At 63.6% G+C, this 25,502-nt stretch carries 21 protein-coding genes and 1 tRNA gene; 5 read left to right on the forward strand and 17 right to left on the reverse strand.

The window, feature by feature from the left end; all coding sequences use genetic code 11:
- Nucleotides 1–7 precede the first annotated feature (7 nt).
- From R3D65_RS05400 to R3D65_RS05420, 5 genes are all read right to left on the reverse strand, one after another.
- A complete protein-coding gene (locus R3D65_RS05400) occupies nucleotides 8–358 on the reverse strand; it encodes a RidA family protein (RefSeq protein WP_371274207.1) in 351 nt (116 codons plus the stop codon).
- Nucleotides 359–516: 158 nt separating this feature from the next.
- Entirely contained in the window at nucleotides 517–1,497 is a 981-nt protein-coding gene (locus tag R3D65_RS05405; protein WP_371274208.1) for an FkbM family methyltransferase, read from the reverse strand.
- A gap of 285 nt (nucleotides 1,498–1,782) precedes the next feature.
- Nucleotides 1,783–3,129, reverse strand: a complete 1,347-nt coding sequence (locus R3D65_RS05410) for a TRAP transporter large permease subunit (RefSeq protein WP_371274209.1) — start codon at nucleotides 3,127–3,129, stop codon at nucleotides 1,783–1,785.
- Complete coding sequence (locus R3D65_RS05415) at nucleotides 3,122–3,688, reverse strand: TRAP transporter small permease subunit (RefSeq protein ID WP_371274210.1); 567 nt, start codon at nucleotides 3,686–3,688, stop codon at nucleotides 3,122–3,124. Before R3D65_RS05415 ends, R3D65_RS05410 begins: the two co-directional genes overlap by 8 nt.
- A gap of 119 nt (nucleotides 3,689–3,807) precedes the next feature.
- Complete coding sequence (locus R3D65_RS05420) at nucleotides 3,808–4,845, reverse strand: TRAP transporter substrate-binding protein (RefSeq protein WP_371274211.1); 1,038 nt, start codon at nucleotides 4,843–4,845, stop codon at nucleotides 3,808–3,810.
- Between the two features lie 161 nt (nucleotides 4,846–5,006).
- Here R3D65_RS05420 and R3D65_RS05425 point away from each other — a divergent pair, with 161 nt between their 5' ends.
- Both R3D65_RS05425 and R3D65_RS05430 read left to right on the forward strand, forming a co-directional pair.
- Nucleotides 5,007–5,759 (forward strand): SDR family NAD(P)-dependent oxidoreductase, encoded by a 753-nt coding sequence (locus tag R3D65_RS05425; RefSeq protein ID WP_371274212.1) that lies wholly within the window; start codon nucleotides 5,007–5,009, stop codon nucleotides 5,757–5,759.
- Between the two features lie 28 nt (nucleotides 5,760–5,787).
- Complete coding sequence (locus R3D65_RS05430; protein ID WP_371274213.1) at nucleotides 5,788–7,488, forward strand: FAD-dependent oxidoreductase; 1,701 nt, start codon at nucleotides 5,788–5,790, stop codon at nucleotides 7,486–7,488.
- Nucleotides 7,489–7,495: 7 nt separating this feature from the next.
- On the opposite strand, the gene R3D65_RS05435 is transcribed toward R3D65_RS05430, so the two are convergent.
- From R3D65_RS05435 to R3D65_RS05445, 3 genes are all read right to left on the reverse strand, one after another.
- Complete coding sequence (locus R3D65_RS05435; RefSeq protein WP_371274214.1) at nucleotides 7,496–8,338, reverse strand: IclR family transcriptional regulator; 843 nt, start codon at nucleotides 8,336–8,338, stop codon at nucleotides 7,496–7,498.
- 552 nt (nucleotides 8,339–8,890) lie between these two features.
- Nucleotides 8,891–8,965 (reverse strand) — tRNA-Glu (locus tag R3D65_RS05440).
- Between the two features lie 92 nt (nucleotides 8,966–9,057).
- A complete protein-coding gene (locus R3D65_RS05445) occupies nucleotides 9,058–9,453 on the reverse strand; it encodes a fimbrial protein (RefSeq protein WP_371274215.1) in 396 nt (131 codons plus the stop codon).
- Between R3D65_RS05445 and R3D65_RS05450 the strand changes: the two genes are divergently transcribed.
- Both R3D65_RS05450 and rpoH read left to right on the forward strand, forming a co-directional pair.
- Nucleotides 9,452–10,525, forward strand: coding sequence for an RluA family pseudouridine synthase (locus R3D65_RS05450; RefSeq protein ID WP_371274216.1), 1,074 nt, complete (start codon nucleotides 9,452–9,454; stop codon nucleotides 10,523–10,525). The two genes, R3D65_RS05445 and R3D65_RS05450, sit on opposite strands and share 2 nt — an antisense overlap.
- Before the next feature lie 195 nt (nucleotides 10,526–10,720).
- A complete protein-coding gene (gene rpoH / locus R3D65_RS05455) occupies nucleotides 10,721–11,608 on the forward strand; it encodes an RNA polymerase sigma factor RpoH (RefSeq protein ID WP_371274217.1) in 888 nt (295 codons plus the stop codon).
- Nucleotides 11,609–11,682: 74 nt separating this feature from the next.
- Here the strand turns inward: rpoH and R3D65_RS05460 are convergent, their stop codons facing one another.
- Complete coding sequence (locus tag R3D65_RS05460) at nucleotides 11,683–13,461, reverse strand: hypothetical protein (RefSeq protein WP_371274218.1); 1,779 nt, start codon at nucleotides 13,459–13,461, stop codon at nucleotides 11,683–11,685.
- 174 nt (nucleotides 13,462–13,635) lie between these two features.
- The gene (locus tag R3D65_RS05465) at nucleotides 13,636–14,928 is read right to left on the reverse strand and encodes an adenylosuccinate synthase (protein WP_371274219.1); all 1,293 of its coding nucleotides are present in this window, start codon (nucleotides 14,926–14,928) and stop codon (nucleotides 13,636–13,638) included.
- 191 nt (nucleotides 14,929–15,119) lie between these two features.
- Here R3D65_RS05465 and R3D65_RS05470 point away from each other — a divergent pair, with 191 nt between their 5' ends.
- Nucleotides 15,120–16,019: a DMT family transporter gene (locus tag R3D65_RS05470; protein WP_371274220.1), complete on the forward strand. Its 900-nt coding sequence runs from the start codon at nucleotides 15,120–15,122 to the stop codon at nucleotides 16,017–16,019.
- A 176-nt stretch (nucleotides 16,020–16,195) separates the two neighbouring features.
- Here R3D65_RS05470 and R3D65_RS05475 read toward each other — a convergent pair whose 3' ends face one another.
- From R3D65_RS05475 to ftsH, 7 genes are all read right to left on the reverse strand, one after another.
- Nucleotides 16,196–16,534, reverse strand: a complete 339-nt coding sequence (locus R3D65_RS05475) for a hypothetical protein (RefSeq protein ID WP_371274221.1) — start codon at nucleotides 16,532–16,534, stop codon at nucleotides 16,196–16,198.
- A 173-nt stretch (nucleotides 16,535–16,707) separates the two neighbouring features.
- On the reverse strand, nucleotides 16,708–18,300 hold the full coding sequence (serA, locus tag R3D65_RS05480; protein ID WP_371274222.1) for a phosphoglycerate dehydrogenase: 1,593 nt from the start codon (nucleotides 18,298–18,300) through the stop codon (nucleotides 16,708–16,710).
- An 83-nt stretch (nucleotides 18,301–18,383) separates the two neighbouring features.
- Nucleotides 18,384–19,559 carry a phosphoserine transaminase gene (locus R3D65_RS05485; RefSeq protein ID WP_371274223.1) on the reverse strand — a complete coding sequence of 392 codons (1,176 nt, stop codon included), beginning with the start codon at nucleotides 19,557–19,559 and terminating at the stop codon, nucleotides 18,384–18,386.
- Between the two features lie 206 nt (nucleotides 19,560–19,765).
- Nucleotides 19,766–20,617, reverse strand: a complete 852-nt coding sequence (locus R3D65_RS05490; RefSeq protein ID WP_371274224.1) for an outer membrane protein — start codon at nucleotides 20,615–20,617, stop codon at nucleotides 19,766–19,768.
- A 207-nt stretch (nucleotides 20,618–20,824) separates the two neighbouring features.
- Nucleotides 20,825–21,715: an outer membrane protein gene (locus R3D65_RS05495; RefSeq protein WP_371274225.1), complete on the reverse strand. Its 891-nt coding sequence runs from the start codon at nucleotides 21,713–21,715 to the stop codon at nucleotides 20,825–20,827.
- Nucleotides 21,716–21,935: 220 nt separating this feature from the next.
- A complete protein-coding gene (glmM, locus tag R3D65_RS05500) occupies nucleotides 21,936–23,288 on the reverse strand; it encodes a phosphoglucosamine mutase (protein ID WP_371274226.1) in 1,353 nt (450 codons plus the stop codon).
- Between the two features lie 276 nt (nucleotides 23,289–23,564).
- Nucleotides 23,565–25,499 carry an ATP-dependent zinc metalloprotease FtsH gene (gene ftsH, locus R3D65_RS05505; protein WP_371274227.1) on the reverse strand — a complete coding sequence of 645 codons (1,935 nt, stop codon included), beginning with the start codon at nucleotides 25,497–25,499 and terminating at the stop codon, nucleotides 23,565–23,567.
- Nucleotides 25,500–25,502: the final 3 nt, after the last annotated feature.

Genomic DNA, 25,502 nt, shown 5'->3' on the forward strand with positions numbered 1-25,502 from the left:
GCCCTTGTCAGGATCGGGCAGCCGTGACGATGATCTCGACCGTGTAGTCCGGCGCGGCAAGACGGGCCTCGCCACAGGCGCGCGCCGGCGCGGCGCCTTCCGGCACCCAGGCGTCCCAGACGCTGTTCATGTCCTGGAAATCGGCCATGTCCGCCAGCCAGACGATTGCCTGGAGGATGCGCGACTTGTCCGACCCGGCCTCCGCCAGCAACCTGTCGATGGCGTCGAGGCAATCCTGCGTTTGTTGTGCGACGCTGGCGCCGGGTGTACCGACCTGGCCTGCCAGATAGATGGTGTCGCCATGGATGACGATCTGCGACATGCGGGCATTGGTGTGACGGCGTTCGATTGTGCTCAAGGGATCATCTCCGGGGTTTCGCGTTTCTGGCAGTTGGTACCCGGTTCCTTGTCCATCCGTCCGGCAACGTCAAGCGCGAAGCCATCGTCATGCAGGGCGCAGGCAAGCCGGACGCCTGGCGGACGTGACGAACCCGGACAACCGGCAACAGGTCGGCCCTAGGCGCCATCGAAGAGGATGAGAAGGTCCATGTGCAGGGCCAGGTCCGGTGTCTCTGCCGCGTGTGTTTCGGCGTAGAACCGGTCGAGATCCTCAAGCCCGAGGACCGACCCGTCACCGGAGTTCCCGGCCTTCCGCAACGCCTGGATCTGGACGCCCTGCGAAAGGAACGCTCGAAACTTGCAGTATCCGCCGGCCCGGTGAAGACCATAGGGCCAGAATTCGGCCACGATGGGCACGCGGGCGGACCGGAGCGACGCGGCGCCGGACAGGGCATGCCCCTCATGGCCTTGCGTATCCATCCAGACAAGCCCGATGTCGCTGGCCGAAATGCCGGCATCCCTCAGGAGCGTGTCTATCCGTGCCAGGCGGGTGGTTTCCAGATTGCGCAGGCTTTCACCGAAGGTCTCCGCGCCGGTGCCTTGGGCCGCGGTCCTGACACGATGGTCGCCAAAATTGTCCGCTGACAGTTCCAGCAGCCCCTCGCCATCATGGTCCGAAGCTGCTGCATGCAGGTTGATACAGGCGCCGTCGCAGCCGTTGAGAATCTGATTGATGCGCAGCAGCCTGAAATTCGTGGCATCCGGCTCGACCGAGACAACGCGCGAGAAGCCATGGTCAAGGGCCCGGAGGCCGTGGGTTCCGATATTTGCCCCCACATCCAAAAAGGTACCAAGGCGGAAATTCCCCTGCCGCTTCGCAACAGCCTGAAGCGCGATGGCGATGTCACCCTCTTCGAATGCGCCGCCGTCCACCAGCGCGCGTCCGATGACGTGGTCGCCGGCACGGCTGACCATGTGTCCGTTCACGGTGCGCGAGACATGATAGCCGTTCGCGGCTGCCAGTTCCTCACGGAATTCCTTGCGCATGAGGGCTCGCCGTTCCTCGCTGAGCGCGACTTCAAGACAGAACTGCAATGGCGTCTGTCCGTCGATGCCGCTGTCGAATTCCGGCGGACGCCCGAGCAGGCGGTCATACACCAGATCGACCTCCTCTGCGGACACCCGCATTTGTTCAGGCGTGTCATCGCCCTCGGCCCTGCGGTCGCTTCCGTGGAAAACCCCGCGCCCAAGAAGGCCTTTCAGACGGTTCCTGATCCTGCCTTGCACGTGTGCCTCCCATCTCCGGGATTCCAGGTGGGCAAGCATTTGCCCTTCGATGGCCTTCGGCTTGGTTACAAGTTTCCCGCCGGATTTCAAAACGCAAAGGCGTTGCCGGTTTGACCGGATTCGATCGCCAGACAATGGCGGCGGTCAGACGCGGAATCACTGCGCCAGGTAGCCAGGCAACCAGAGCGTGATTTGCGGCCAGAGAATGACCATGGTCAGGGCAATGAGTTGCAGGATCACGAACGGGATGATGCCGCGATAGATGGTGCCGATCCCCACCCCTTTCGGTGCGATACCGCGCAGGTAGAAAAGCGCATAACCGAAAGGCGGTGTCAGGAAGGAGGTCTGCAGGTTCACCGACAGGGCGATGGCGAACCAGATCAGCGTCTGTTCCCTTGGCAGTCCGAAGTCCAGCCCCGCAACGATGGGAGCGACGATCGGCACCACGACGAGCGAGATTTCCACCCATTCGAGGAAAAAGCCGAGGACGAAGACCAGGGCCATGATCGTCAGCAGCACGGCATAGGGATTGTCACCGTGCAGTGAAAAGGCATCCATCACCATCTGGTCGCCGCCGAGCTTGCGGAATATGACGCTGAACACCGTGGCGCCCATCATCACGAAGATGATCATGGCCGTGGTCTTGGTCGTGTCGCGCAAGGCATCGGTGAACACGGCCAGGTTCAGGTTTCCCGACATCAGCGCGAGGATCATGGCGCCGAGTGCCCCGATGGCCGCCGATTCGGTCGGCGTGGCAATGCCGGTCACGATCGTGCCGAGCACCGCGACGATGAGCGCCACCGGCGCCAGCAGGTCGCGCGTCAGGTCGAACAACGCTTCTGCCATGCTTGACGGCCCGCCTTCGGGCTTGGCGGCCGGCATGCGGTGCGGCTGAAAAATCGCGACGAAGGTCAGGAAGCCGATATAGAGCAGCCCGAGCAGTAGGCCCGGCCCCACCGCGCCCATGAACAGGTCGCCCACCGACACCCGCAACTGGTCGCCGAGCACGATCAGCATGACGCTGGGCGGAATGAGGATGCCGAGCGTGCCGCTGGAGGCGATGAGGCCGGTGGAGATGCGGGCGTCATAGCCGTTCTTCAGCATGGTCGGCAGCGCCATCATGCCCATCAGCACCACCGACGCGCCGATGATGCCGGTGGAGGCCGCCATGACGATCCCGATGATCGCAACGGCAAAGGCATAACCGCCGGGCAGGCCGCGAAACAGCGAGGCGAGCGAGCGCAGCAGCCGCTGGGCAACGCCCGAGCGTTCCAGCATCAGGCCCATGAAGACGAACAGCGGAATGGCGATCAGCAGCCAGTTGGTCAGGATGCCGGAATGGATGCGCGACACACCGAGCGACAGGAACAGCATCGGCACGCCACTGGCAAAGGCGAAGAGGAGACCGACGCCCGCCAGCACGAAAGCCACCGGATAGCCGGAAAAGATGCCAGCCATCAGGCCGATCAGCATCAGGATGGGCAGGAGATAGGCGTCACCCATGGGATGATCTCTCTCCACGCATTTCCATGATGCGGCGCAATGTCAGCACGGCGCGGATCACGGCGCTGATACCGAGCAGCGTGAACGATACCGGGATCGCCGCCTTGATGAGCCAGCGGTCCATGAGGCCGCCATAGGTGGACCCCTCGCCCGTCATGAAGGCCTTTTCGGCGAAGCTTGCGCCATACCAGGCAATGACAAGACAGAAGGGAAGGAGGAAGATGAGGTCGCCGATCGTGCGCACGATGAGGCGGGAGCGCTCCGGCAGGGCGGACGAAAAGACATCGACGGAAACGTGGGTATTGTCCCGATAGGCGTAGACGCCGCCGAAGAGAACGATCAGCGCGAAGATGTGCCATTGCAGATCCAGGAGGGAGTTGACCGTCAGCGCCTTGCCGAAGACCGGCACGGCCACACCCCACTCGGCCAGGACGTTGAGGCCCAGTTGTGCCGCCAGCACCGTGAGGCAGACGCTGGCAATCAGCGGCAGGATGAGCCAGCCGACGATGCGGCCGGGCCAGGAGCACGCCGCAAATATCCTGTCGAGCACAATGGTCATGAAAGCGATCTCGCGCGCATGGGTGCCGATAGCCGGCGCAATATCCCGGATAAACGTCCCGGCAAGGTTTGCCGGGACGTCATGTCAGCATGACCCGAACCCGGGTCCGCGTCCATGTCTCACTTCTTCGGAATGGCCTGAAGGGCTTCCCATTCACCGACACGGTCCATGTAGGCGGTCAGCGATTCGTAGGCTTCCTTGAAGATCGGATCGGCTGCTGCTTCCTCGGCCAGAACGGCCTCGGCCTGTTCGCGAATGCCGGAAAGAACCTCGTCGGGGAAGCGGCGCACCTCGACTCCGGCTTCACGGATCTTGGCGATGGCATCGGCTTGCGCGTTGAGCTGGTCGCCGAGATTGTAGGTGATGTTTGCCTTGCAGGCCTCGACCATGATGGATTGCGTCGCCTCGTCGAAGCCGTTCCAGACATCCATGTTGATGATGATGGAATCCCAGCTCGAAGGCTGATGCCAGCCGGGGAAGTAATAATACTTCGCCACCTTCTGGAAGCCGAGGCCGATGTCGAGCTGCGGCGCGGAGAATTCGGTCGCGTCGATGCGCCCGGTCTCCAGCGAGACATAGATCTCGCCGGCCGGCACGAGCTGGGTGTTGGCACCCAGCTTCGCCAGCGCCTTGCCGCCAAGGCCGGCGATGCGCATGTTCAGACCCTTGAAGTCGTCGACCGAGTTGATTTCCTTGTTGAACCAGCCGCCCGCCTCCGGCACGACCAGGTGGCAGGGAATGACCTTGACCCCGTGCGGATCATAGGCCTTCTGGATGATCTCCATGCCACCGCCTTCGAACATCCAGGCCAGCGCCACATCAGGGCTCGGGCCGAACGGCATGGAGCCCACGAGATTGGCAACGGGAATGGTCTGCGCCCAGTATCCGATCCAGTCGAAGCCCATCGGCAGCGCTCCGGATGACACCGCGCCGAAAACTTCAAAGCCCGGAACGAAATCGCCCGCGCCATGAACCTTGATGTCCACTTCACCGCCGGTCATCAATTTCACGCGCTCGGCCCACTTGACCGGACTTTGGCCGATCGAAGGCACCTGCAGCCCGAAAACGCTTTGAAGATCATGGCTCTCGGCAAATGCCGGAGCTGTTGAAAGCATGGTTGCGGCGGCCAGCGCCGCGGCCACAAGCCGTTTCCTCATGGTATCCTCCCGGTTTGCGCCCGTCGGCGCGGTTTCCTCCCCGGCACCCTCTCTGCGCCGGTTTTCGCCAAGGCGGCAGAATTTTTCCCCACCGTCTTGCCTGGGAACAACATTAGCGATAATCAAACGTGTTAGCAATAACCTAATTTGTGGAGCCAGGCATGATCGACATCGAGGGCTGCGTCGCCGTGGTCACGGGAGGCGGACAGGGCAATGGCCGCGCCATCGCGATCGGCCTGGCCAATGCCGGAGCGAAGGTCGCCGTTGCCGACATTGACAAGGAAACCGCCGCCGAAACCGCCGCAATGATTGCTTCCTCCGGCGGGACCGCCGTGTCGGCCCGGGTCGATGTCGCGGACGGCGCCGCGGCGCGTGCATTCGCCGCCCGCGTCGCCGGCGAGCTCGGCGACACCGCCATTCTTGTCAACAATGCCGGCATCATCAGACGCAACGGGATTGACGGCGCAGACTTCGATCGGGATTGGGATGACACCTTCCGGGTCAATGTCGACGGCACGCGCAACATGGTGCGCGCCTTCCTGCCACAGCTTGAGAAGACCGGCGGCCGCATCGTCAACCTGGCCTCGATCATGGCCTTTTCCGCCGGGCCGGGCATCCCGGCCTATGTCGCCAGCAAAGGTGCCATCGCCCAGTTCACCAAAGCGCTGGCCCACGAACTGGCCCCGCGTGGCATTCGTGTGAACGCGCTGGCGCCGGGCGTGATCGAGACGCCGATGACAGATACCACCCGCGCCAATCCCGATGCCATCGGCCGTTTCATGGCGCACACGCCCATGGGCCGCACCGGCCAGCCGGAGGAGCTCGTCGGGCCGGTGCTGTTCCTGGCATCGGCCATGTCGAGTTACGTCACGGGCGCCATCCTGCCCGTTGACGGTGGCTATCTTGCAGCATGATGACGAATACAAGGGAAGGAACCCAGAGATGAAGACGAAGACCTGCGATGTCCTCGTTGTCGGCTCCGGTGCGGGCGGTCTTTCCGCTGCCGTTTCAGCCGCCCATCGCAATCTCGATGTGCTGGTGGTGGAAAAGGAGCATGTCTTCGGCGGCACGACGGCGCGCTCGGGCGGTTGGATGTGGATCCCGTGCAACGGACCTGCCAGACGCGAAGGCGTGGAGGACAGCATCGAGAAGGCGCGAACCTACCTCCAGCATGAGGCAGGCGATCATTTCGATGCGGCCCGTGTGGATGCCTTTCTGGAAACCGGGCCCAGGGCGGTTGAATTCTTCGAACAGAACACGGCCCTGCAGTTCGATCTCGGCCCGACCTTTGCCGACTATCACCCCGACGCGCCAGGCGGCATGCCGGGCGGCCGGTCGATCGTGGCACGCCCCTATGACGGACGCGAACTGAAAAGCGAGATCCGACGCTTGCGCCCTCCGCTCTCGGAGATCACCTTTCTTGGCATGATGATCGGCTCCGGCAAGGAATTGCTGCATTTCTTCAATGTGACAAAGTCGCCGGTCTCGGCCTTCTACGTTGCAAGGCTCTTCCTGAAATTCCTTCGTGACATGGCCTTTCATGGCAGACCGATGCGCCTGATGAACGGCAATGCGCTGGTCGCGCGCCTCGCCAAATCCTGTTTCGACAGGAACGTCCCCATCTGGACCGACGCGCCGGTTCGCGAACTGATCGACGATGGCAAGGGCCGCGTCACGGGCGCCATTGTCGATACCCGCGAAGGCCCTGTGGAAGTGACCGCGCGCAAGGGCGTCGTGCTGGCCGCCGGCGGCTTTCCGCAGGATCCCGTGCGCCGCAAGGCGCTGTTCCCGCATTCGCCATCGGGTTACGAACATGTGTCCCCGGCCCCACCCGGAAATACCGGCGACGGTCTGCGCCTTGGTGAAGCCGTCGGCGCCACGGTGGACGACACGCTGCCGCATTCGGCCGCCTGGGTGCCCGTGTCGCGCCCGCCGCGCGCTGATGGCACGCTGGGCGTCTTCCCCCACTTCGTCGATCGCTCGAAACCGGGCGTCATTGCCGTGACGCGGTCCGGCCGGCGCTTCGTCAACGAGGCCAATTCCTACCACGATTTCTGCCAGGCCATGGTCAGGCGCTGCCGCGAGGAAGACGGCGAGATCTGCGCCTTTTTCATCGCCGACCACAAGACCTTGCGCAAATACGGCCTTGGTTATGTCAAGCCGGCGCCGGTTCCCTTCGGCCAGCACATCCGCTCCGGCTACCTGGCGCAAGGCAAGACGCTGAAAGACCTGGCGGCGCAGATCGGCGTGGACGGTGAGGAACTCGAGCGCACTGTCGCCCGCTACAATGAACCGGCGCGCCGTGGCGAGGATCCCGAATTCCACAAGGGCTCCACCGCCTACAATCTCTCGCTGGGCGATCCCGAGCACAAACCCAATCCGTGTCTCGCTCCGGTCGAGAAGGGACCGTTCTATGCGGTCAAGCTCTTCGTCGGCGATCTTGGCACCTTCTCGGGCCTGCGCAGCGACGAGAACGCCCGCGTGCTCGATGGCGACGGCAAGCCGATCCAGGGGCTTTACGCAGCCGGAAATGACGCCGCGTCCATCATGGGCGGCAATTATCCCGGTGGAGGCATCACGCTCGGTCCGGCGATCACCTTCGGCTACATCGCCGCCCGGCACATGTCCGGCGCCAACCACTGAGGTGGCGTCATTGGCCGTCGAAATGCCCGAGATCGTGTGAAAGCGCCTGCGTGAACGCCATAAGGCGAGTTACGCAGGGGCCGTCGGGCGAAAGGTCGATATAGTTCGACGGGCCGATGGCGGTCACGACCAGTTGCACGGTCCCGGTATGGTCGAAGACTGGCGCGGCCACCGCGCTGACGCCGGGAATCGGCGCGTCCCTCGTGATGGAATAACCAAGGCGCCGCACCTCGGCGACCTCCCGCCGGAAGGTTTCCGCGCTGACACCCGGAATCGCGTAGAGCGGCGGCGCGCGTCCGTCCAGTTCGGCACGCGCCAGCGGCTCGGTTATCTTCGATGGCATGAACGCGGCGAAGGCACGGCCGGTCGCCGTCATGGTCACCATATAGGTGCCGCCGACCACGACATTGGAATGGATGCGGGCTTCCGATTCCTGCAGATAGACGATGGTCGGCCCATGCATGCCCCAGACGCTGATTGACACCATGAGCTGCAGCGTATCGGCCAGTTCCGGGACACGCCGGATCGTTTCGCGATAGGCGTTCTGGTTTCGCAACCGTGTAAGGCCGAGATGCAGAGCAAAGGGGCCGAGCTGATATTGTCCCGTTTCGGTCTGTTCCACCATGTTGATGTTTCGGAAACTGACGAGATAAGGGTGCAATTGCGCCGATGCCATGCCCAGCGTTTCTGCCAGATCGCGCAGTTTGACCGGCCCGCCGGCTTTGGCAAGCGCGGTGAGGATGGCGCCGCCGGTCTCGATGGACTGCACGCCACGTGGTGTCCGGGCTTTGCCCGTCGCCGCCTCTTTCAACCCCTCGCCCGCGTTCTCGCCTGCCGCCATATCGATCATGCCATTGTTTGCCTTGCTGATTTGCTTAGCATCACAAGCTGGTCTTGACCACGCTGATGCCACTCCACGGCAGCCACCGTCAGGATCTTTTCCTTGCAGACGCAGTCCACTGGCCCTTTCACCTGGCCCCGTGCTTCAAACTGGCAAGCCGAAAACCAGATACCGTCGGTGTGAAAGGGCCACTGGCTTGCAGCTCTGCGCCGCCCGCCAGGACCGCCACGAGCGACAGGATCGCGACTGCAGCCGGCCCGCTCACGACGTTTGTCCCGGCAAGGCGCTGCCACAGGAGCGAAAGCGCCACGATTGCCGGAGAAGCGGTAGGAGAGGCTGGGGGTCCAGGGCAGATCCTGCGCGAGGTCGCTGATGGTCGGGTTGCAGAACCAAGGATTGCCGTCGGAGAAGACTCCATGTCCTCCATTGAGGATCAGACGCAAGGCGCCATGTTCGCTTCACCAGATGGAGAGGAATGAGTAGCCGCACCTTTTCCCGGGCTTACCGAAAGTGCGCAACTCTTCCGAAAAAGTCGAAAAAGACAAAGGCTGAAAAAGGTCTTGGTACTCCCAAGGGGAATCGAACCCCTGTTTCCGCCGTGAGAGGGCGGCGTCCTGACCGCTAGACGATGGGAGCGTGTCTGGACGCGGATATAGGCCTCTTGCCCCGGCCGCGCAAGCGCAAAACAACAGCCGGCAACAAAAAGCGAGCGCGGTCCCGGTCCACCCTCAGCGGGCCTGTTCGACGGGGATGCGTGCAATCACGCGGCCGCTGGCCAGGTCGGCGATCAGCAGCGTCTGGCGCCCGGTCTCCGCTTCGATCAGCAGCGACACGCGATTGCCGTCGAGGGATTGCGAAACCACCCGCTCGCCCGCTGAAATCACGATGGGTGCGGAGGAAAGACCGCCCCCCTCACCCGGCACGGCCGCATTCACGGCAGCGTTATCCTCGCCCGTCTCCTGCGTCGACTTGTAGACAATCGCCGCCAGCACGGCCATAAGGGCCAGCATCAGGATGCCGATATTGATGGCGAAGAAGCGCACCATCTTGCGCCGGACCTTTTCCACCGCCGGATCGAGCGGCTGGTCCTCGTCGAAGGCGTCACGCGGGTTGGGTGCATTCATGTCCGTCAATACTCCGGAAAATTCGGATCCCGGCTCTGTTAGCGAAAACGGCAGCACAAGGAAAGTGCTGACGGCCGGACCGGATGCCGCGGGGTGGCGAATCGATCAGTGGCTCGCAGCCGAACTCGCTCCCGACCTGTCGCGCGCGCGCATCCAGGCGCTGATCAAGGCAGGGGCCGTGACGCTCGACGGGAAGCCCGCCACCGGACCGAAGACGAAACTTGCCGGCGGCGAAACCATCCGCATCGCCATCCCTTTGCCCGAACCGGCAGAACCGCAGGCGCAGGCCATCGCGCTGGAAATCCTCCACGAGGACGATCAGTTGATCGTCATCAACAAGCCGGCAGGACTCGTCGTTCATCCCGGCGCCGGCAATCCGTCCGGAACGCTGGTCAACGCCCTCATCCATCACTGCGGCGACAGCCTGTCGGGCATTGGCGGCGTCCGCCGGCCCGGCATCGTCCATCGCCTCGACAAGGACACGTCCGGCGTCATGGTCGCGGCCAAGACCGATCTGGCCCATCGCATTCTGTCGGAGGCCTTTGCCGATCATGGCCGCTCCGGCGATCTCGAACGGGCCTATTGGGCCATTGTCTGGGGCCTGCCGGCGCGCATGGCCGGAACGATCGATGCCCCGCTTGGCCGCTCCGGCAAGGACCGCACCCGCAGGGCCGTCGTCCGCGAGACCCATCCAGATGCGCGCCACGCCGTCACCCATTTCACCGTGCTGGAGCGCTTCGGCGGCAAATCCGATGCCACCGCCGATGCCGCGCTGGTGGAATGCCGTCTCGAAACCGGCCGCACCCACCAGATCCGCGTCCACATGGCCCATATCGGCCACCCGCTCATCGGTGACGCGGACTATGGGCAGGCCTTTGCCACGAAGGCCAACCGCCTGCCCGCTGATGTGGGCGACATCGTCCGTGCCTTCCCGCGCCAGGCGCTGCACGCCCGCCTGCTCGCATTCCGCCATCCGTCAACCGGCGAGCTGATGCGCTTCGTCGCAGAGCCCCCCGCCGACATGCAGGCGCTGCGCACGGCCCTTGGCACACTGCCGGGCCGGAACCGCTGAAGAGGCAACGGTTGCCGCGCCCGGTCACGAAGCGGTGAACGCGCGTTGCGCCCGGAAAAATTCCGTGAAATCGCCGCATTCTTTCCTATATGTAAAGCAAACAGAAAGGCGGCCTCGCGCAAGAAGGCGGGGGCCGCCTTTGGGCCTGCCCGCAAATGGGGGGCCTGAACGAAAAACGCACACGGAGGGTGCTTTATGGCCCAGTCATTGCCAAGCGTTGTTTCAGGCGAGGGTGGCCTGACGCGCTATCTTGAGGAAATCCGCCGGTTTCCAATGCTTCAGCCGCAGGAAGAGTACATGCTCGCCAAGCGGTATCATGAATATGGCGACACCGACGCCGCCCACCGTCTTGTCACCAGTCATCTGCGCCTCGTTGCCAAGATCGCGATGGGCTATCGCGGCTACGGCCTGCCCATCGGCGAAGTGATTTCGGAAGGCAATGTCGGCCTGATGCAGGCAGTCAAGAAATTCGAGCCAGAGCGCGGTTTCCGTCTCGCCACCTATGCCATGTGGTGGATCAAGGCCGCCATCCAGGAATACATCCTGCGCTCCTGGTCGCTGGTCAAGATGGGCACCACGGCCAACCAGAAGCGGCTTTTCTTCAACCTGCGCAAGGTGAAGGGCAAGATCCAGGCGCTGGAGGAAGGCGACCTGAAGCCCGACCAGATCCGCGAGATCGCCACACGGCTCAACGTGTCCGAGGAAGAGGTGGTGTCGATGAACCGCCGCCTGTCGGGCGACGCCTCGCTCAACGCGCCCATCCGCGCGACAGAAGGCGAAAGCGGCGAATGGCAGGACTGGCTTGTCGACGAGAACGATGACCAGGAAACCATGCTGGTCGAGCAGGACGAACTGGAAAACAGACGCGCCATGCTTGGCAAGGCACTCGACGTGCTCAACGAGCGCGAACGCCGTATCTTCCAGGCCCGCCGTCTTTCGGAGGATCCGATCACGCTGGAGGATCTGTCCAGCGAATTCGGCATCTCGCGTGAGCGGGTACGCCAGATCGAGGTGCGCGCCTTTGAAAAGGTGCAGGACGCGGTGAAAGCCGCCGCCCGGGAACAGGAGCGTGCCACCGCCTGACATCCGGGCACAGCCGAACAGACGAAACCCCGGTTCGCGAGACCCGGGGTTTTTCGTTCGTGCCTTCCGGAGGTCTATCCGCCCGTGGCTTCGCCTGCAGAGGTCCAGGTGTCGATCACGTCCTTGAAGACGGACTCGCCCGACAGGCCTTTCTCCATGGTGATGAGTGCCCGCCGGCCGGTGCGGTAGATCACCGGAATATCGATCCAGGGCCTGCTTCCCATCAGCCGCAGGTTGGCGGCGATTTCCTGCTCGCCATCCGTCAGCGCAACGAGAAAGAAATTGTCGGCGATCTTGGCCGGAATGCCCAGCAGCGGCGTGCCGGGCGACTGCTCATTGTCCTTGAAGGTGATGCGCAACACGTCATCGATCACGCCACCGGGAAAATTGTCCGGCGTAACGAAGACGAGTTCGATGATGTGGCTGGCCGGAAGGGTCTCGTCGGCATTGCGGCGGATGGTGATCCGGAGGTTCAGGTCGCGCTCGGGAAAGGCGACATCGGCACGGATAGCCGGCTCCGCGGGCGCATCGCCGCCCGGCGATTCCTCCACCTGGCTCCAGACCACATTGCCCTGGTCGGCCGTGCCCTGCTCGACGGCGGTACGCTCCTCGTAGAAGATGGCCCTTTGGCCCACCGCCACGGACGGCTCGCCGGATCGCTGCGGCGTGGCCTGCTCCGCCTGCGATGCCGTTTCAGGCTCGACGGGCGCCGTTTCCCGTGGCGGCTCGGTCACTTGCGCCACGCTGGTGCCTTCGCCAAGCGAAGTTCCGCCCCCCGCCGGGCCGGGGTCGATCTCGGTGCCGTCGGGCTGCAGACGCTGGGTGAATTTCGGTTTCGAAGCCTGTCCGGGTGAAGGCACTGCCGGCGCCGCTTGCGGTGGCGCCACGTCCTCGCCGCCTTGCGCTGCATCTTCCGGTTCACTAGCCGGCGGTTCGGTCGCCGCCATCTGCGTTCCCTGATCATCGGGGATCAGGGCCATGATCCGGTCCTGGTTGAGCCAGGCTGCATAGCCGCCGGCGCCAAGCAGAAGCAGCACCACGATGGCAATGGCCAGACCCTTGAAACCGCTCTTCTTGGCCTTTTGGCGCCGGGCGGCGGGAACCGGCATTGCGGCGCTGTCACGGTCTCGCCCCGGTACATCTTCCTCGGCATCCATGTAGCCGCCGCCAGCCGGCCGGATGGTCTCAGGCCGCACGGTTTCAGGCTTCTGTGTCTCCGCTTTGCCGGGAAGCGACGGCACCAGGACGGCCGCGGCAGGCGGCGCAACGGCGCCTTGCGGATCGGGCCGCGCCACGTCCTTGTCTGTGTCGGGCGGCGCCACGGCCCGCGCATCCGCCTGCTCTTCGGCCGCTTCGGCCTTCGCCGGAACGTCTGCCGCAGCCGGCGCCTGTTGCGGCACATCGGCGACGCCAGAAGCGTCCTCGTGGACGCCCGGCATTTCGACCGGTTGCGGCCGCGAAACAGGGGCATCGGCTTCGCCGTCACCGGAAAGCGCTTCTTCCTCCGGTTCGGCAGCCGGCGCGTCTTGCGCCGGGGCCGGCGCGGCTTCGCTCACGCCCGTCTCCGGCTCAGGTTCAGGCCTCGCGGGCGCACCGGGCTCTGCGCTTGAGGCATCCGTGAAGACGGAATCGATCTGCTCGCGGAAGCCGTAATCGCTCTCCACCGCGGCGATCACCTTCTCCACCTGCTCCATCTGCTTGTCGATGACCGTCTGGGACGGCTTCGGATCGCGGGCCTGAAGCTTGGCGAGAATGGTCGCCCGCGCCTTGTCATAGACCTTTTGGCGGACCGCCGGCGTGTTGGCTGGCAGACCGTCGATCGTCTTCTTCAATACCGTAGCAATATCCGCCATGCAGGCCGCACCCGTCCTCGAAAGCACATGCACGCGCGCGGCCGCAGCCGCACACACGCGTCACGTTAAAGGCTTTTAAGGCCAAAATGAAGCACGGACCACCCTTACGGACCCTTAACCTGTTGATTTGCGATCAAACCCGGGCCGCCGTGCTGCATGCGGCTGGAATGCCGCTCAGTCCTGGAACGGATCGGTGACGAGAATGGTGTCTTCGCGCTCCGGGCTCGTGGACAGAAGGGCCACCGGCGCGCCGATCAGTTCCTCGACATGTCGGACATATTTCACCGCCTGCGCCGGCAGGTCCGCCCATGAGCGCGCCCCGGCGGTCGTGTCCTTCCAGCCTTCAAGCGTTTCGTAGACCGGCTCGACCCGTGCCTGCGCGCCCTGGCTGGCCGGCAGGTAGTCGATCAGTTCGCCATCCAGCCGGTAGCCGGTACAGATCCGGATCTCGTCCAGCCCGTCCAGCACATCAAGCTTTGTCAGCGCGATACCATTGATGCCATTGATGGCGATGGCCTGACGCACCAGCACGGCATCGAACCAGCCGCAGCGCCGCTTGCGCCCGGTCACGGTGCCGAATTCGTGTCCGCGTTCGCCGAGAAACTGCCCGATCTCATTGTCCTGTTCGGTCGGGAACGGTCCCTCGCCCACCCGCGTCGTATAGGCCTTGGTGATGCCGAGCACGTAATCGATGGCCCCCGGCCCCATGCCCGATCCGGCAGCCGCCTGCCCCGCGACCACGTTGGAGGACGTCACGAAGGGATAGGTGCCGTGATCCACATCCAGCAGCGTTCCCTGTGCGCCCTCGAATAGGATGCGCTCGCCGTCGCGGCGCTTGCTGTCCAGCACCCGCCAGACCGAATCCATGAAGGGCAAAACGTCGTCGGCGATTTCCATGAGCTCTTCCAGCAGGCGCGCCGGATCGACCTCGTCGACGCCGAGCCCGCGGCGCAACGGGTTGTGATGGGCGAGCAGCCGGTCGATCTTGGCCGGCAGCGTGTCCGGATTGGCCAGATCCATCACGCGGATGGCGCGCCGCCCCACCTTGTCCTCGTAGGCCGGGCCGATGCCGCGCCCGGTCGTGCCGATCTTCGTGCCCTTGGCCGCCTTTTCCTCGCGCAGCCGGTCCAGTTCGCCATGAACGGACAGGATCAGCGGCGTATTCTCCGCGATCTTGAGAATGTCAGGCGTCACGGAAACGCCCTGCTCCTTCAGCCGCGCCACTTCCTTCACGAAGGCATGCGGATCGAACACGACGCCATTGCCGACGACCGAAAGCTTGCCGCGCACGACGCCCGACGGCAGCAGTGACAGCTTGTAGCTGACACCGTCGATGACCAGCGTGTGGCCGGCATTGTGCCCGCCCTGGAAACGCACCACGACGTCGGCACGCTCCGACAGCCAGTCAACGATCTTGCCCTTGCCTTCATCGCCCCACTGGGAGCCGACGACCACCACATTGGCCATGTGCCTGTCCTTCCGCGCCGGCGCGCCGGCGACTTCTCAAGAGAAAACCCGCGCTTCTATACCGATGCGCAAGACCGATTGCGACCCCCATTTCTTCGAATTCCAGCACTTGCAGACCACGGTGCCAGCCTTGCCGGGCCTTGCGCGTCACGTTAAGGCAGGGTTTCGCCACCCGTTTTCCGAAGAGACGCATGACCCGCCAGGCCTATCTCCTCCTTCTCGGCGCCGCCCTGTTCTGGGGCGGCAACAATGTCGCCGCCCGCTTCGGCGTCGGCCATGTCTCGCCGGGCATGCTCACCATGCTGCGCTGGGTGGTGGCGCTGGCGCTGCTGGGCTGGTTTGCGCGGCGCGAACTGGCCCGCGACTGGCCGGTCATCCGAAAGCACTGGCTGGCACTCTTCGCCTATGGCGCTGTCGGTTTCGCCGGCTTCAACATGGCCATCTACACGGCCGCCGCCTTCACCTCCATCGTCAACATGTCGATCGAGCAGGCGGCCATGCCGATCCTCATCTTCCTGATCAATTTCGCCCTGTTCCGCGTCGGGATCGCCTGGTTGCAAATGGCCGGCGTGCTCGCCTCGCTGGCCGGCATCGCCATCGTCGCGACCAATGGCGACCTCACCCGCCTGTCCACGCTCGACCTCAACATCGGCGATGCGCTGAACCTGACCGCCTGCCTGATCTATGCCGTCTACACGGTGATGCTGCGCTTCCGCCCGCAATTGCACTGGAAGAGCTGGATGATGACGCTGGGCTTTGCCGCCTTCCTTGCCAGCCTTCCCTACGTGGCATGGGAATGGTCGTCCGGCCGCATTCTGGCGCCCGATCTGCAAGGCATGGCCGTGGTGCTCTATACCGGCATCTTCCCCTCCCTGCTCAGCCAGACGCTGTATCTGAAGGGCAATGAACTGATCGGCGCCAACCGCGCCGGCCTGTTCATCAACATGGTGCCGGTCTTCGGCACCCTGCTCTCCATCCTCCTGCTGGGCGAGGCCTTCCACGGCTATCAGGCCCTCGCCTTCACGCTCGTCATGGGCGGCATCGCCATGGCCGAGGTGGCAGGTCGCAGGAAGGCGACCGCAGCGAGCTAGAAAAGGTCCGCACGCGAACCCCGGCTTTGCGTCCGCGGCGGCGGGATTGATCCGGCTATGATGCCCGGCCGGCCCGGACAGTGGGCCCGATGGGCGGGGATCTGCTTTCTTGCGCCAAACGAAAAGGGCGGCTCGCCATCAGCGAACCACCCTTCTTCGTCAACCACGTCGACGCGTTACATCGCATCGATGCGGGCGCACATGCCCTGCGTGATCGTGCCATAGGAGCCGCGCTTTTCGCTGACCCGGTCGCAGGCAGCCTCGATCTCGTCGCGGTCCCTGTCGCCCATCGCATCATAGGCTGTCTTCATGTCCTCTTCCGATTTCATTTCCTGCATCGTGTCATCGGTAAAGAAATCGGCGATTCCGGGATTGTCTTCATACATGGCCTGTTCGTCAGGGCTGGTGAAGCTGAGCTCCGCCCTGCTCGGACCCCGGTCTCCCGTCTGCGCCAGTGCAGGCGCGGCAAGAAGGGCGGAGGTCATGCAAACGGCGGCCAGAATCTGAAGTTTCATCTCGTTCTCCAATTTTTCCTTGGTACGGATTTGAAGAACATCCATCGGCGGGGATAGTTCCATCTTTCCGGTGGAAGACATGGAACCACCTGACCGGAAAGGCGCCCTGCAAGGCCGAAAAAAGGCGGCCCCTCGCGGCGCCGCCTTTCATCATCCGGCAATGGAACCGGCGCTTACACGTCGAATGTCAGCGGCTTGGCCTGCAGGATCAGGTTTGAGGCCCGCAGTTCCTCCAGCACATCTTCCGTCACCGGCTCGTCCACGTAGAGAAGCGCGATGGCATCGCCGCCCGGCCTGTTGCGGCCGAGCGAAAAGTTGGCGATGTTCACGCCCGCCTTGCCCATGGTCGTGCCAAGCAGGCCGATGATGCCCGGCACGTCATTATTGGTCGTGTAGATCATGTAGCGGCCGATTTCGGCGTCCAGGTTGATGCCCTTGATCTGGATGAAGCGCGGCTTGCCGTCGGAGAACACCGTCCCGGCCACTTCGCGCGTCTTGTCGGCCATCCTTACCGTCAGCTTGATGTAGCCGTCGAAAACGCCCGACTTGTCGCGCTTGGTTTCCGAAAGCGTGATGCCGCGCTCCTTCACCATGATCGGCGCCGAGACCATGTTGACATCCGACACCTGCGAACGGATGAGGCCCGCCAGCGCGGCCGAGGTCAGCGCCTTGGTGTTCATCGCTGCCGTGGAGCCGTCATAGAGGATCTCGACCGACTTGATCGGCTCGTCCGTCACCTGGCCGACAAAGGCGCCCAGCACGTCGGCCAGTTTGACGAAGGGCTTGAGCTTCGGCGCCTCGTCCGCCGAGATCGACGGCATGTTGATCGCGTTGGAGACAGCGCCGTTGATGAGATAGTCCGACATCTGCTCGGCCACCTGCAACGCCACGTTCTCCTGCGCTTCCGTGGTGGACGCGCCCAGATGCGGCGTGCAGACCACGTTGTCCATGTTGAACAGCGGATTTTCGGTCGCCGGCTCTTCCTCGAACACGTCGATGCCGGCACCTGCCACCTTGCCGCTCTTCAGCGCCTCGACGAGATCGGCTTCGACGATCAACCCGCCGCGCGCGCAATTGATGATGCGCACACCGTCCTTCATCTTCGCAAACGATGCCTTGTTCACGATGGCGCGCGTCTTGTCGGTCAGCGGCGTGTGCAGCGTGATGAAGTCGGCGCGGGCGAAAAGCTCGTCCAGTTCCACCTTTTCCACGCCCATTTCGACCGCGCGCTCCGGCGACAGGAACGGATCGAAGGCGATGACATGCATCTTGAGACCGATGCCGCGTGCCGCCACGATGGAGCCGATATTGCCGCAACCGATCACGCCCAGCACCTTGCCGGTCAGTTCCACGCCCATGAAGCGGTTCTTCTCCCACTTGCCGGCATGGGTGGAGGCATTGGCCTCGGGGATCTGGCGGGCAACGGCGAACATCAGTGCAATGGCGTGCTCGGCCGTGGTGATGGAATTGCCGAAGGGCGTGTTCATCACGATGATGCCCTTGCGGCTGGCCGCCGGGATGTCGACATTGTCGACGCCGATGCCGGCGCGGCCGACCACCTTGAGATTGGTTGCGGCCTCGATCAGCTTGTCCGTCACCTTGGTGGCGGAGCGGATGGCCAGGCCGTCATACTGGCCGATGACTTCGAGCAGCTTTTCCTTGTCCTTGCCGAGCTTCGGCATGAAGTCCACCTCGATTCCGCGGTCGCGGAAGATCTGGACAGCGGTTTCGGAAAGGGCATCGGAAACGAGAACGCGGGGTGCCATGGACGTAACCTCCATTGGGCAGGAAAATGGAAAATGAGAAGGGATGGCGGGCGGCATCAGGGCCGCCCGGCAGGGCTGGAAGGTCAGGCGGCTGCCTTGAGCGCCGCCTTCCGGGTCTGGAAGGCCCATTCGAGCCACGGCATCAGCGCGTCCAGGTCGGACGCCTCCACCGTGGCACCGGCCCAGATGCGCAAGCCGGAGGGCGCGTCGCGATAGGCGCCGATGTCATGAGCCACGCCTTCCTTGTCCAGCGCCGAGACCATGGCCTTGGCGAAGGCTGCTTGCGCGTCGCCGTCGAGCGCGGTGATCTCCGGATCGGTGATCGTCAGGCAGACCGAGGTGTTGGAGCGTGTCGCCGGATCCTTTGCCAGGTTGGCCAGCCAGCCAGACCGGTTGGCGAAATCGTTGATGACCTTGGCATTGGCATCGGCCCGCGCGATCAGCGCCGGCAGTCCGCCGATCGACTGCGCCCATTTCAGGGCGTCGAGATAGTCCTCGACCGCCAGCATGGACGGCGTGTTGATCGTCTCGCCCTTGAAGATGCCTTCGATCAGCTTGCCGCCCTTGGTCATGCGGAAGATTTTCGGCAACGGCCATTTCGGCTGGTAGCTTTCCAGCCTCTCCACGGCACGCGGGCTGAGGATGAGCATGCCGTGCGCCGCTTCCCCGCCCAGCACCTTCTGCCAGGAGAAGGTGACGACATCGAGCTTGTCGAAAGCCAGGTCCTGCGCAAAGGCCGCCGAGGTGGCGTCGCAGATTGTCAGCCCCTTGCGGTCAGCGGGAATGAAATCGCCATTCGGCACGCGCACGCCGGAGGTCGTGCCGTTCCAGGTGAAGACCACGTCGCGGTCGAAGTCGATGGCCGAAAGATCGGGCAGGTCGCCGTAGCCGGCCTCGAACTTGCGCACATCGTCCAGCTTGAGCTGCTTGACCGCATCCGTCACCCAGCCTGCGCCGAAGCTCTCCCAGGCAACCATGTCCACGCCGCGCTCGCCCAGCAGCGACCACATCGCCATCTCGACAGCGCCGGTGTCGGAGGCCGGAACGATGCCGATGCGGTAGTCAGCGGGAACATTGAGAACCGCGCGGGTCAGTTCGATGGCTTCTGCGAGTTTCGCCTTGCCGATCTTGGCGCGGTGGGAACGGCCGAGCGCCGCGTCCGCCAGGACCTCGAGGGACCAGCCGGGACGTTTCGCGCAGGGACCGGATGAAAAATTGGGATTGGCCGGACGGGCGTCCGGCTTCGGGAACTGTGTCATGTTGTATCCTATCCTTCCAGATAGCACGCTCCTCGGTGGGGAGGAGTGGCCCGCTGACGGCGATACGCCCGCACGCCCCCGCAAGTCAAGCGGAATTGTAGCACCGCGCCATATCCTGTCCCGAATGCGCCATCATGTCGCAAAGGCAAAACGGCGGCCCCGCAAGGGACCGCCGCCGGAAATTTCCCACGCCTGCGGCGACCGGCCTACCAGAGCTCGTAGCGCAGGCCGATATTGATGGCATGACTGGAAATGCCGGTATCGCGCCCTTGCGCCCCTGTCGCACCAGCCGCCTGTGACGCCGCATCGAATTCGAACATGTCGCCACCCTGCACTTTCCGGTAACGGTAACCCACGTCAAGTTTGAGGTTCGATGAAATGTCGTAGCTTGCACCGGCCATGAGGGCCCACGTGAACCGCGTGGAATGCATACCCGCATGGCTGGTCATCGTCGCGCCGGCACCACCGCATTGCGCCGTTCCATCCACGCAGAAGCTGGAATTCGTCAGACTGTCCCACCGCATCCAGGTAACACCTGCGCCAGCCCCGACATAGGGCGTGATGCCAACCACCGTGCCAAGATCCACATAGGCATTGGCCATCGCGGAATACCCGGTGAAGCGCGCCCAGTCGTTCGATGCACAGGTCGTCGTCGTATCAAGCGGATTGTTGCAGGCAAACGGGTCGCTGGTCGACCCGTCGAACCGGCCCTGGAAACGCTCGGCAGTCAGGTCAGCGCGCAGCCAGTCGTTGAAGTGATAGCCAAAACCGAGAGATAGCGTCCAGTCATCCTTGATTCCGGTGGTGTCCCAGGCATGGTTTCCGTAAACGCCTCCTGTAAAGGTCCGGTAGGGCGAAGCACCTCCGGACGAAGAGAATGCATAGCCGACATCGCCACGGATATACCAGCCGGAGCCGATTTCCACCGGTTGGTATTCCTCCATCACCACGGGCTCTTCGGGAACGATCAGCGGCTGGTAGTCGGCGGCATGTGCCGTGGAAATGCCCATGGCAAGCGCCAACGCAGCAGCGTGTTGAAGCAGGTAGGGGTTCTTCATGTCGGACACTCCGGCTTTCCGTGCCGCTCCCGAAGCGGCGGCTTTGGCTGTCATGCCCTCCACAATTAACCATGATGGTTAAGTTGCGGTTAACCATGGTTGAATTTCCGCTCCGCTCACATCTTCACAGTTGTTTCCGAACCAGAACTGAAAAACCGCCCCGGCGGCGAGGCCGGGGCGGTTCTGTCTTGCAGGACTTGCTGAAACTTACTTGTAGACCGGCGGCAGCGGGTCGGGCTGGTAATGCACCACCTGCGGCTCCGGTGCGCATCGCGGCGAACCGCCCGCACCGCCGAAGGAATAGCGCAGGCCGGCACGCACCGCATGCGAATCCAGCCCGCGGTCCCAGCCGGGGCCGCCGCCATTGGCATAGGCGAACATGTCGCCGCCCGAGACCCGCGTGTAGCGGTAGCTGGCATCCAGTTCGAGGCTTTCGGTCAGGCAGTAGGAAGCGCCCGCGGTCAGTGCATAGGCAAAGCGCATGCCCGACCGGCCATGGTGATAGGTGGTGCCGGACTGGTCGTAGCCGGGCTCGATCAGGTTGGCGAGCTTGCTCCACTTGACATGGGCACCGCCGATGCCGCCGCCGACATAGGCGGTGAAGCCGTGCCACGTGCCGATGTCCACATAGGCATTGGCCAGGACCACCAGCGCGCTCATGCTCGCCGTGTCGATGGAGGTGCATGCATTGCCATAGACGCCACCGATCGAGCAGTCACCGGCCGTGGAGCCCCGGAAATTGGCCTTGGTCAGGTAATCCAGCGTCAGGTCGGCGCGCAGATGCCTGGAAATGTTGACGCCGACACCGCCGCCGACCATCCAGGAATTGTCGAGCCGCGAAGACGTGAAGCTGACATCGGCGACATGCGGCGCGCCGGTCCCCTGCATGAAATGGACGCCGCGCAATTCGTTGACGCTGTAGCCGACGTCGCCGCGGATATACCAGCTCACACCGACCTCGGGCGCGGGTTCGACATAGACCGGCTCTGCCGGCGGCGGCATGACCACTTCCGGTTCGTACAGATCGGCTGCCTGGGCGGAACCGGCCGCAAGGCCCGCCACGGTGGCAAGAATGGCGCCAGAGCGAAGCTTCCACATGATATTGACCTCTTTCTTTCCGACCGCTCACCGGGGCACACGGGTCGGGCATGGTTACCGGTTAAGGATAATGCTGCGGAAAGGTTAAGGCCGGCTTAAGCGTGAAATTTAACCATGTAAGGCAAGTCTTGGCTTCACAGGGCAATGAAAAACCCGCCATGCGAAAGCATGACGGGCCTCTTGTTCGGCGATTCTTCTTTGGCGCCCCGCGCCTGCCCTGTCAGGCAGCGTTGCGAAGCTCCGCGATCACCCCGGCGATTTCATCGACGACGGTCTCGACCAGCACCCGGTCGTCGCCTTCCGCCATCACGCGGATCAGCGGCTCCGTGCCCGAGGGGCGGATCACAAGCCGGCCGCTCTTGCCAAGCTTGTCGCGTCCCGCCTCGATGGCTTTCTGCACCAGGCTGTCTTCCAGCGGCTTGCCACCGCCGTAGCGCACGTTCTTGAGCACTTGCGGAACAGGCTCGAACTTGGAGCAGACCTCGCTTGCCGGCTTGTCCGAACGCTTGATGCAGGCCAGCACCTGCAAAGCGCAGACCAGTCCGTCGCCCGTCGTGGTGAAGTCCGACAGGACGACATGGCCCGATTGTTCGCCGCCCACATTGAACCCATGGGCGCGCATGTGTTCGACCACATAGCGGTCGCCGACCTTGGTACGATGCAGGTCCAGCCCCTTGCCGGCCAGGAAGCGCTCCATGCCCAGATTGGACATGACGGTCGCCACCACGCCGCCGCCGCGCAGCCGGCCGCTTTCCAGCCAGCTTTCCGCGATCAGCGCCATGATCTGGTCGCCGTCGATCACTTCGCCGCGCTCGTTGACCATCAGCACCCGGTCGGCATCGCCATCCAGCGCGATGCCGATATCGGCACGCACCTCGTGCACCTTGCGCATCAGCGCTTCCGGGTGTGTCGAACCGCATTCGTGGTTGATATTGGTGCCGTTCGGCTCGTTGTTGATCGTCACCACTTCCGCGCCCAGTTCCCAGAGCGCAGCCGGCGCCACCTTGTAGGCGGCACCATTGGCGCAATCCACCACCACGCGCATGCCCGAAAGCGAAAGCGAACGCGGCAGGGTGCGCTTGGCGAACTCGATGTAGCGGTCATGCACGCCATCGACGCGCTTGGCCTTGCCCAGGCTGTCGCCGTCGGCAAGACGCATCGAAAGGTCGACATCGAGCATGGACTCGATGCGCGCCTCGATCTCGTCGGAAAGCTTGTAGCCGTCCGGGCCGAACAGCTTGATCCCGTTGTCGTAATACGGGTTGTGCGAAGCCGACAGCATCACGCCCAGATCGGCGCGCAGCGAGCGCACCAGCATGGCCACGGCCGGTGTCGGGATCGGACCCAGCAGGAAGACATCCATGCCGGCGGCGCAGAAACCGGCCACAAGCGCGTTTTCCAGCATGTAGCCGGAAATGCGCGTGTCCTTGCCGATGACGACACGGTGGCGATGATTGCCGCGCTGGAAGGAAAGGCCCGCAGCCATTCCCACCTTCATGGCGATGTCCGGTGTCATGGGATTGCTGTTTGCACGGCCGCGAATGCCGTCAGTACCGAAGTAATTGCGAGTCATGATTGGTCCCGTACCCCCTGAACCCGGCTGTTTTGCCATATGTGGCACGCACTCCGTCATCAAAATATGTTTTGCCCTGTTACGAAAGACTTTCCGAATCCGGCCGCTTCTCCCCGTGGTTAAGGGAGCGTGAACGGTCAGCCGCGCAAGGGTTTCCGATGCGCGCCAGCCAACCTGCTGCAAATGCAGTGCAAGGAACGCCCTCTCCACCGCACGAAAAAACCGCCGCGCCAGGCGCGGCGGTTCTTCGATGCGTGTAAAAGGGTGCGGACGAAATCAGCCTTGCGGTTGCGGCTCCATGCCCGCTTCGGGTTCGTCACCACCCTTCTTCTTGCGCGAGCCTCCGGCCTTGGGCACGGCCGAACCGCGCGAAGGCGGCGTGTCGTCACCCATGTCGCGCGAGGGTTTCTCGCCGGCCAGAAGCTGCTTGATTTCCTCGCCGGAAAGCGTCTCGTATTCGAGCAGGCCCTCGGCCAGGGCGATCCAGTTGTCCTTCTTCGTGGTCAGGATCTCGGTCGCCTTGGCATAGGCCTCGTCGACCAGGCGGCGCACCTCGCCGTCGATCACCTGGGCGGTGGCCTCGGAAATGTTCTTCTGCTGCGCCACGGAGTGGCCCAGGAAGACTTCCTGCTGGTTCTCGCCATAGGAAACCTGGCCGAGCTTGTCGGAGAAACCCCATTGCGTCACCATCGCACGGGCGAGTTTCGTTGCCTGCTCGATGTCGGAAGATGCGCCGGACGTGATGTTCTCCTTGCCGAATTTCAGTTCCTCGGCCACGCGCCCGCCCATCATGATGGCGAGGCGCGAGATCATGTACTTGTAGCTCATGGAGTAGCGGTCGCCCTCGGGCAATTGCATCACCATGCCCAGGGCCCGTCCGCGCGGGATGATCGTCGCCTTGTGAACGGGGTCGGAGGCCGGCACATTCAGCGCCACGATGGCGTGACCGGCCTCGTGATAGGCAGTCAGTTCCTTCTCCGCCTGGGTCATCGCGGTGGACCGGCGCTCCGCGCCCATCATCACCTTGTCCTTGGCGTCCTCGAACTCCTGCATGGTCACGAGCCGCTTGTTGCGCCGCGCGGCCATCAATGCGGCCTCGTTGACAAGGTTCATCAGGTCCGCGCCGGAGAAGCCCGGCGTGCCGCGCGCAATGGTCTTGAGATCGACATTGGGCGCCAGCGGCACATTGCGCACATGCACCTTGAGGATTTTCTCGCGGCCGACGAGATCGGGATTGGGAACGACAACCTGCCGGTCGAAACGGCCCGGCCTGAGCAGGGCAGGATCGAGCACGTCCGGACGGTTGGTAGCCGCGATCAGGATGATCGATTCATTGGCCTCGAAACCGTCCATCTCGACAAGAAGCTGGTTGAGCGTCTGCTCGCGCTCGTCATTGCCACCGCCGAGGCCCGCGCCGCGATGGCGCCCCACCGCATCGATTTCATCGATGAAGATGATGCAGGGCGAATTCTTCTTGGCCTGCTCGAACATGTCGCGCACGCGGCTTGCGCCCACGCCGACGAACATTTCCACGAAGTCCGAGCCGGAGATGGTGAAGAAGGGCACATTGGCCTCGCCGGCCACGGAACGCGCCAGCAGCGTCTTGCCGGTTCCGGGCGGGCCGACCAGCAGCACACCCTTCGGGATGCGGCCGCCAAGGCGCTGGAACTTCTGCGGGTCGCGCAGGAATTCGACGATTTCTTCCAGATCGGCCTTCGCCTCGTCCACGCCGGCGACGTCCGCGAATGTCACGCGCCCGTGCGCCTCGGTCAGCAGCTTGGCCTTCGACTTGCCGAAACCCATCGCGCGCCCGGAACCCGACTGCATCTGCCGCATGAAGAAGATCCAGACGCCGAGGATGATGATCATCGGCAGCCATGACAGGATGATGCTTGTCAGCGAACTGGAAGACTCGCTTTCCGGCCGCGCGTTGATCGTGATGTTGCGGTCTTCCAGCCGGGTGACCAGGTTGCTGTCGCCAGGCGAATAGGTCTGGAAGCCGGTGCCGTTGTCGCCATAGGTGCCGGTGATCCTGTCGCCCGAGATCGTCACCGATTTCACCCGCCCGGAATCGACTTCCTGGATGAATTGCGAATAGGGAATCTCGCGCGCCGCGCTGCGTTGCTGGGGCGTCTGGAAGAGATTGAACAGGGCAATCAGGAGGACGGCGATGATCCCCCAGAGCACAAGGTTGCGATAGTTCGGATTCATGAT

Origin of the sequence: Zhengella sp. (assembly GCF_041397485.1) — a bacterium.
GTDB lineage: Bacteria > Pseudomonadota > Alphaproteobacteria > Rhizobiales > Rhizobiaceae > Zhengella.

What these genes read in the sequence shown, in the direction of transcription:
- R3D65_RS05470 (WP_371274220.1), top strand. Translation starts at nt 15,120, where the DNA reads ATGACCCGCCAGGCCTATCTCCTCCTTCTCGGCGCCGCCCTGTTCTGG.
- R3D65_RS05410 (WP_371274209.1), bottom strand. Translation starts at nt 3,129, where the DNA reads ATGGGTGACGCCTATCTCCTGCCCATCCTGATGCTGATCGGCCTGATG.
- R3D65_RS05490 (WP_371274224.1), bottom strand. Translation starts at nt 20,617, where the DNA reads ATGAAGAACCCCTACCTGCTTCAACACGCTGCTGCGTTGGCGCTTGCC.
- R3D65_RS05485 (WP_371274223.1), bottom strand. Translation starts at nt 19,559, where the DNA reads ATGACACAGTTCCCGAAGCCGGACGCCCGTCCGGCCAATCCCAATTTT.
- R3D65_RS05460 (WP_371274218.1), bottom strand. Translation starts at nt 13,461, where the DNA reads ATGGCGGATATTGCTACGGTATTGAAGAAGACGATCGACGGTCTGCCA.
- R3D65_RS05495 (WP_371274225.1), bottom strand. Translation starts at nt 21,715, where the DNA reads ATGTGGAAGCTTCGCTCTGGCGCCATTCTTGCCACCGTGGCGGGCCTT.
- R3D65_RS05420 (WP_371274211.1), bottom strand. Translation starts at nt 4,845, where the DNA reads ATGAGGAAACGGCTTGTGGCCGCGGCGCTGGCCGCCGCAACCATGCTT.
- R3D65_RS05415 (WP_371274210.1), bottom strand. Translation starts at nt 3,688, where the DNA reads ATGACCATTGTGCTCGACAGGATATTTGCGGCGTGCTCCTGGCCCGGC.
- R3D65_RS05435 (WP_371274214.1), bottom strand. Translation starts at nt 8,338, where the DNA reads ATGATCGATATGGCGGCAGGCGAGAACGCGGGCGAGGGGTTGAAAGAG.
- glmM (WP_371274226.1), bottom strand. Translation starts at nt 23,288, where the DNA reads ATGACTCGCAATTACTTCGGTACTGACGGCATTCGCGGCCGTGCAAAC.
- R3D65_RS05430 (WP_371274213.1), top strand. Translation starts at nt 5,788, where the DNA reads ATGAAGACGAAGACCTGCGATGTCCTCGTTGTCGGCTCCGGTGCGGGC.
- R3D65_RS05425 (WP_371274212.1), top strand. Translation starts at nt 5,007, where the DNA reads ATGATCGACATCGAGGGCTGCGTCGCCGTGGTCACGGGAGGCGGACAG.
- R3D65_RS05450 (WP_371274216.1), top strand. Translation starts at nt 9,452, where the DNA reads ATGTCCGTCAATACTCCGGAAAATTCGGATCCCGGCTCTGTTAGCGAA.
- R3D65_RS05445 (WP_371274215.1), bottom strand. Translation starts at nt 9,453, where the DNA reads ATGAATGCACCCAACCCGCGTGACGCCTTCGACGAGGACCAGCCGCTC.
- R3D65_RS05475 (WP_371274221.1), bottom strand. Translation starts at nt 16,534, where the DNA reads ATGAAACTTCAGATTCTGGCCGCCGTTTGCATGACCTCCGCCCTTCTT.
- rpoH (WP_371274217.1), top strand. Translation starts at nt 10,721, where the DNA reads ATGGCCCAGTCATTGCCAAGCGTTGTTTCAGGCGAGGGTGGCCTGACG.
- ftsH (WP_371274227.1), bottom strand. Translation starts at nt 25,499, where the DNA reads ATGAATCCGAACTATCGCAACCTTGTGCTCTGGGGGATCATCGCCGTC.
- R3D65_RS05465 (WP_371274219.1), bottom strand. Translation starts at nt 14,928, where the DNA reads ATGGCCAATGTGGTGGTCGTCGGCTCCCAGTGGGGCGATGAAGGCAAG.
- serA (WP_371274222.1), bottom strand. Translation starts at nt 18,300, where the DNA reads ATGGCACCCCGCGTTCTCGTTTCCGATGCCCTTTCCGAAACCGCTGTC.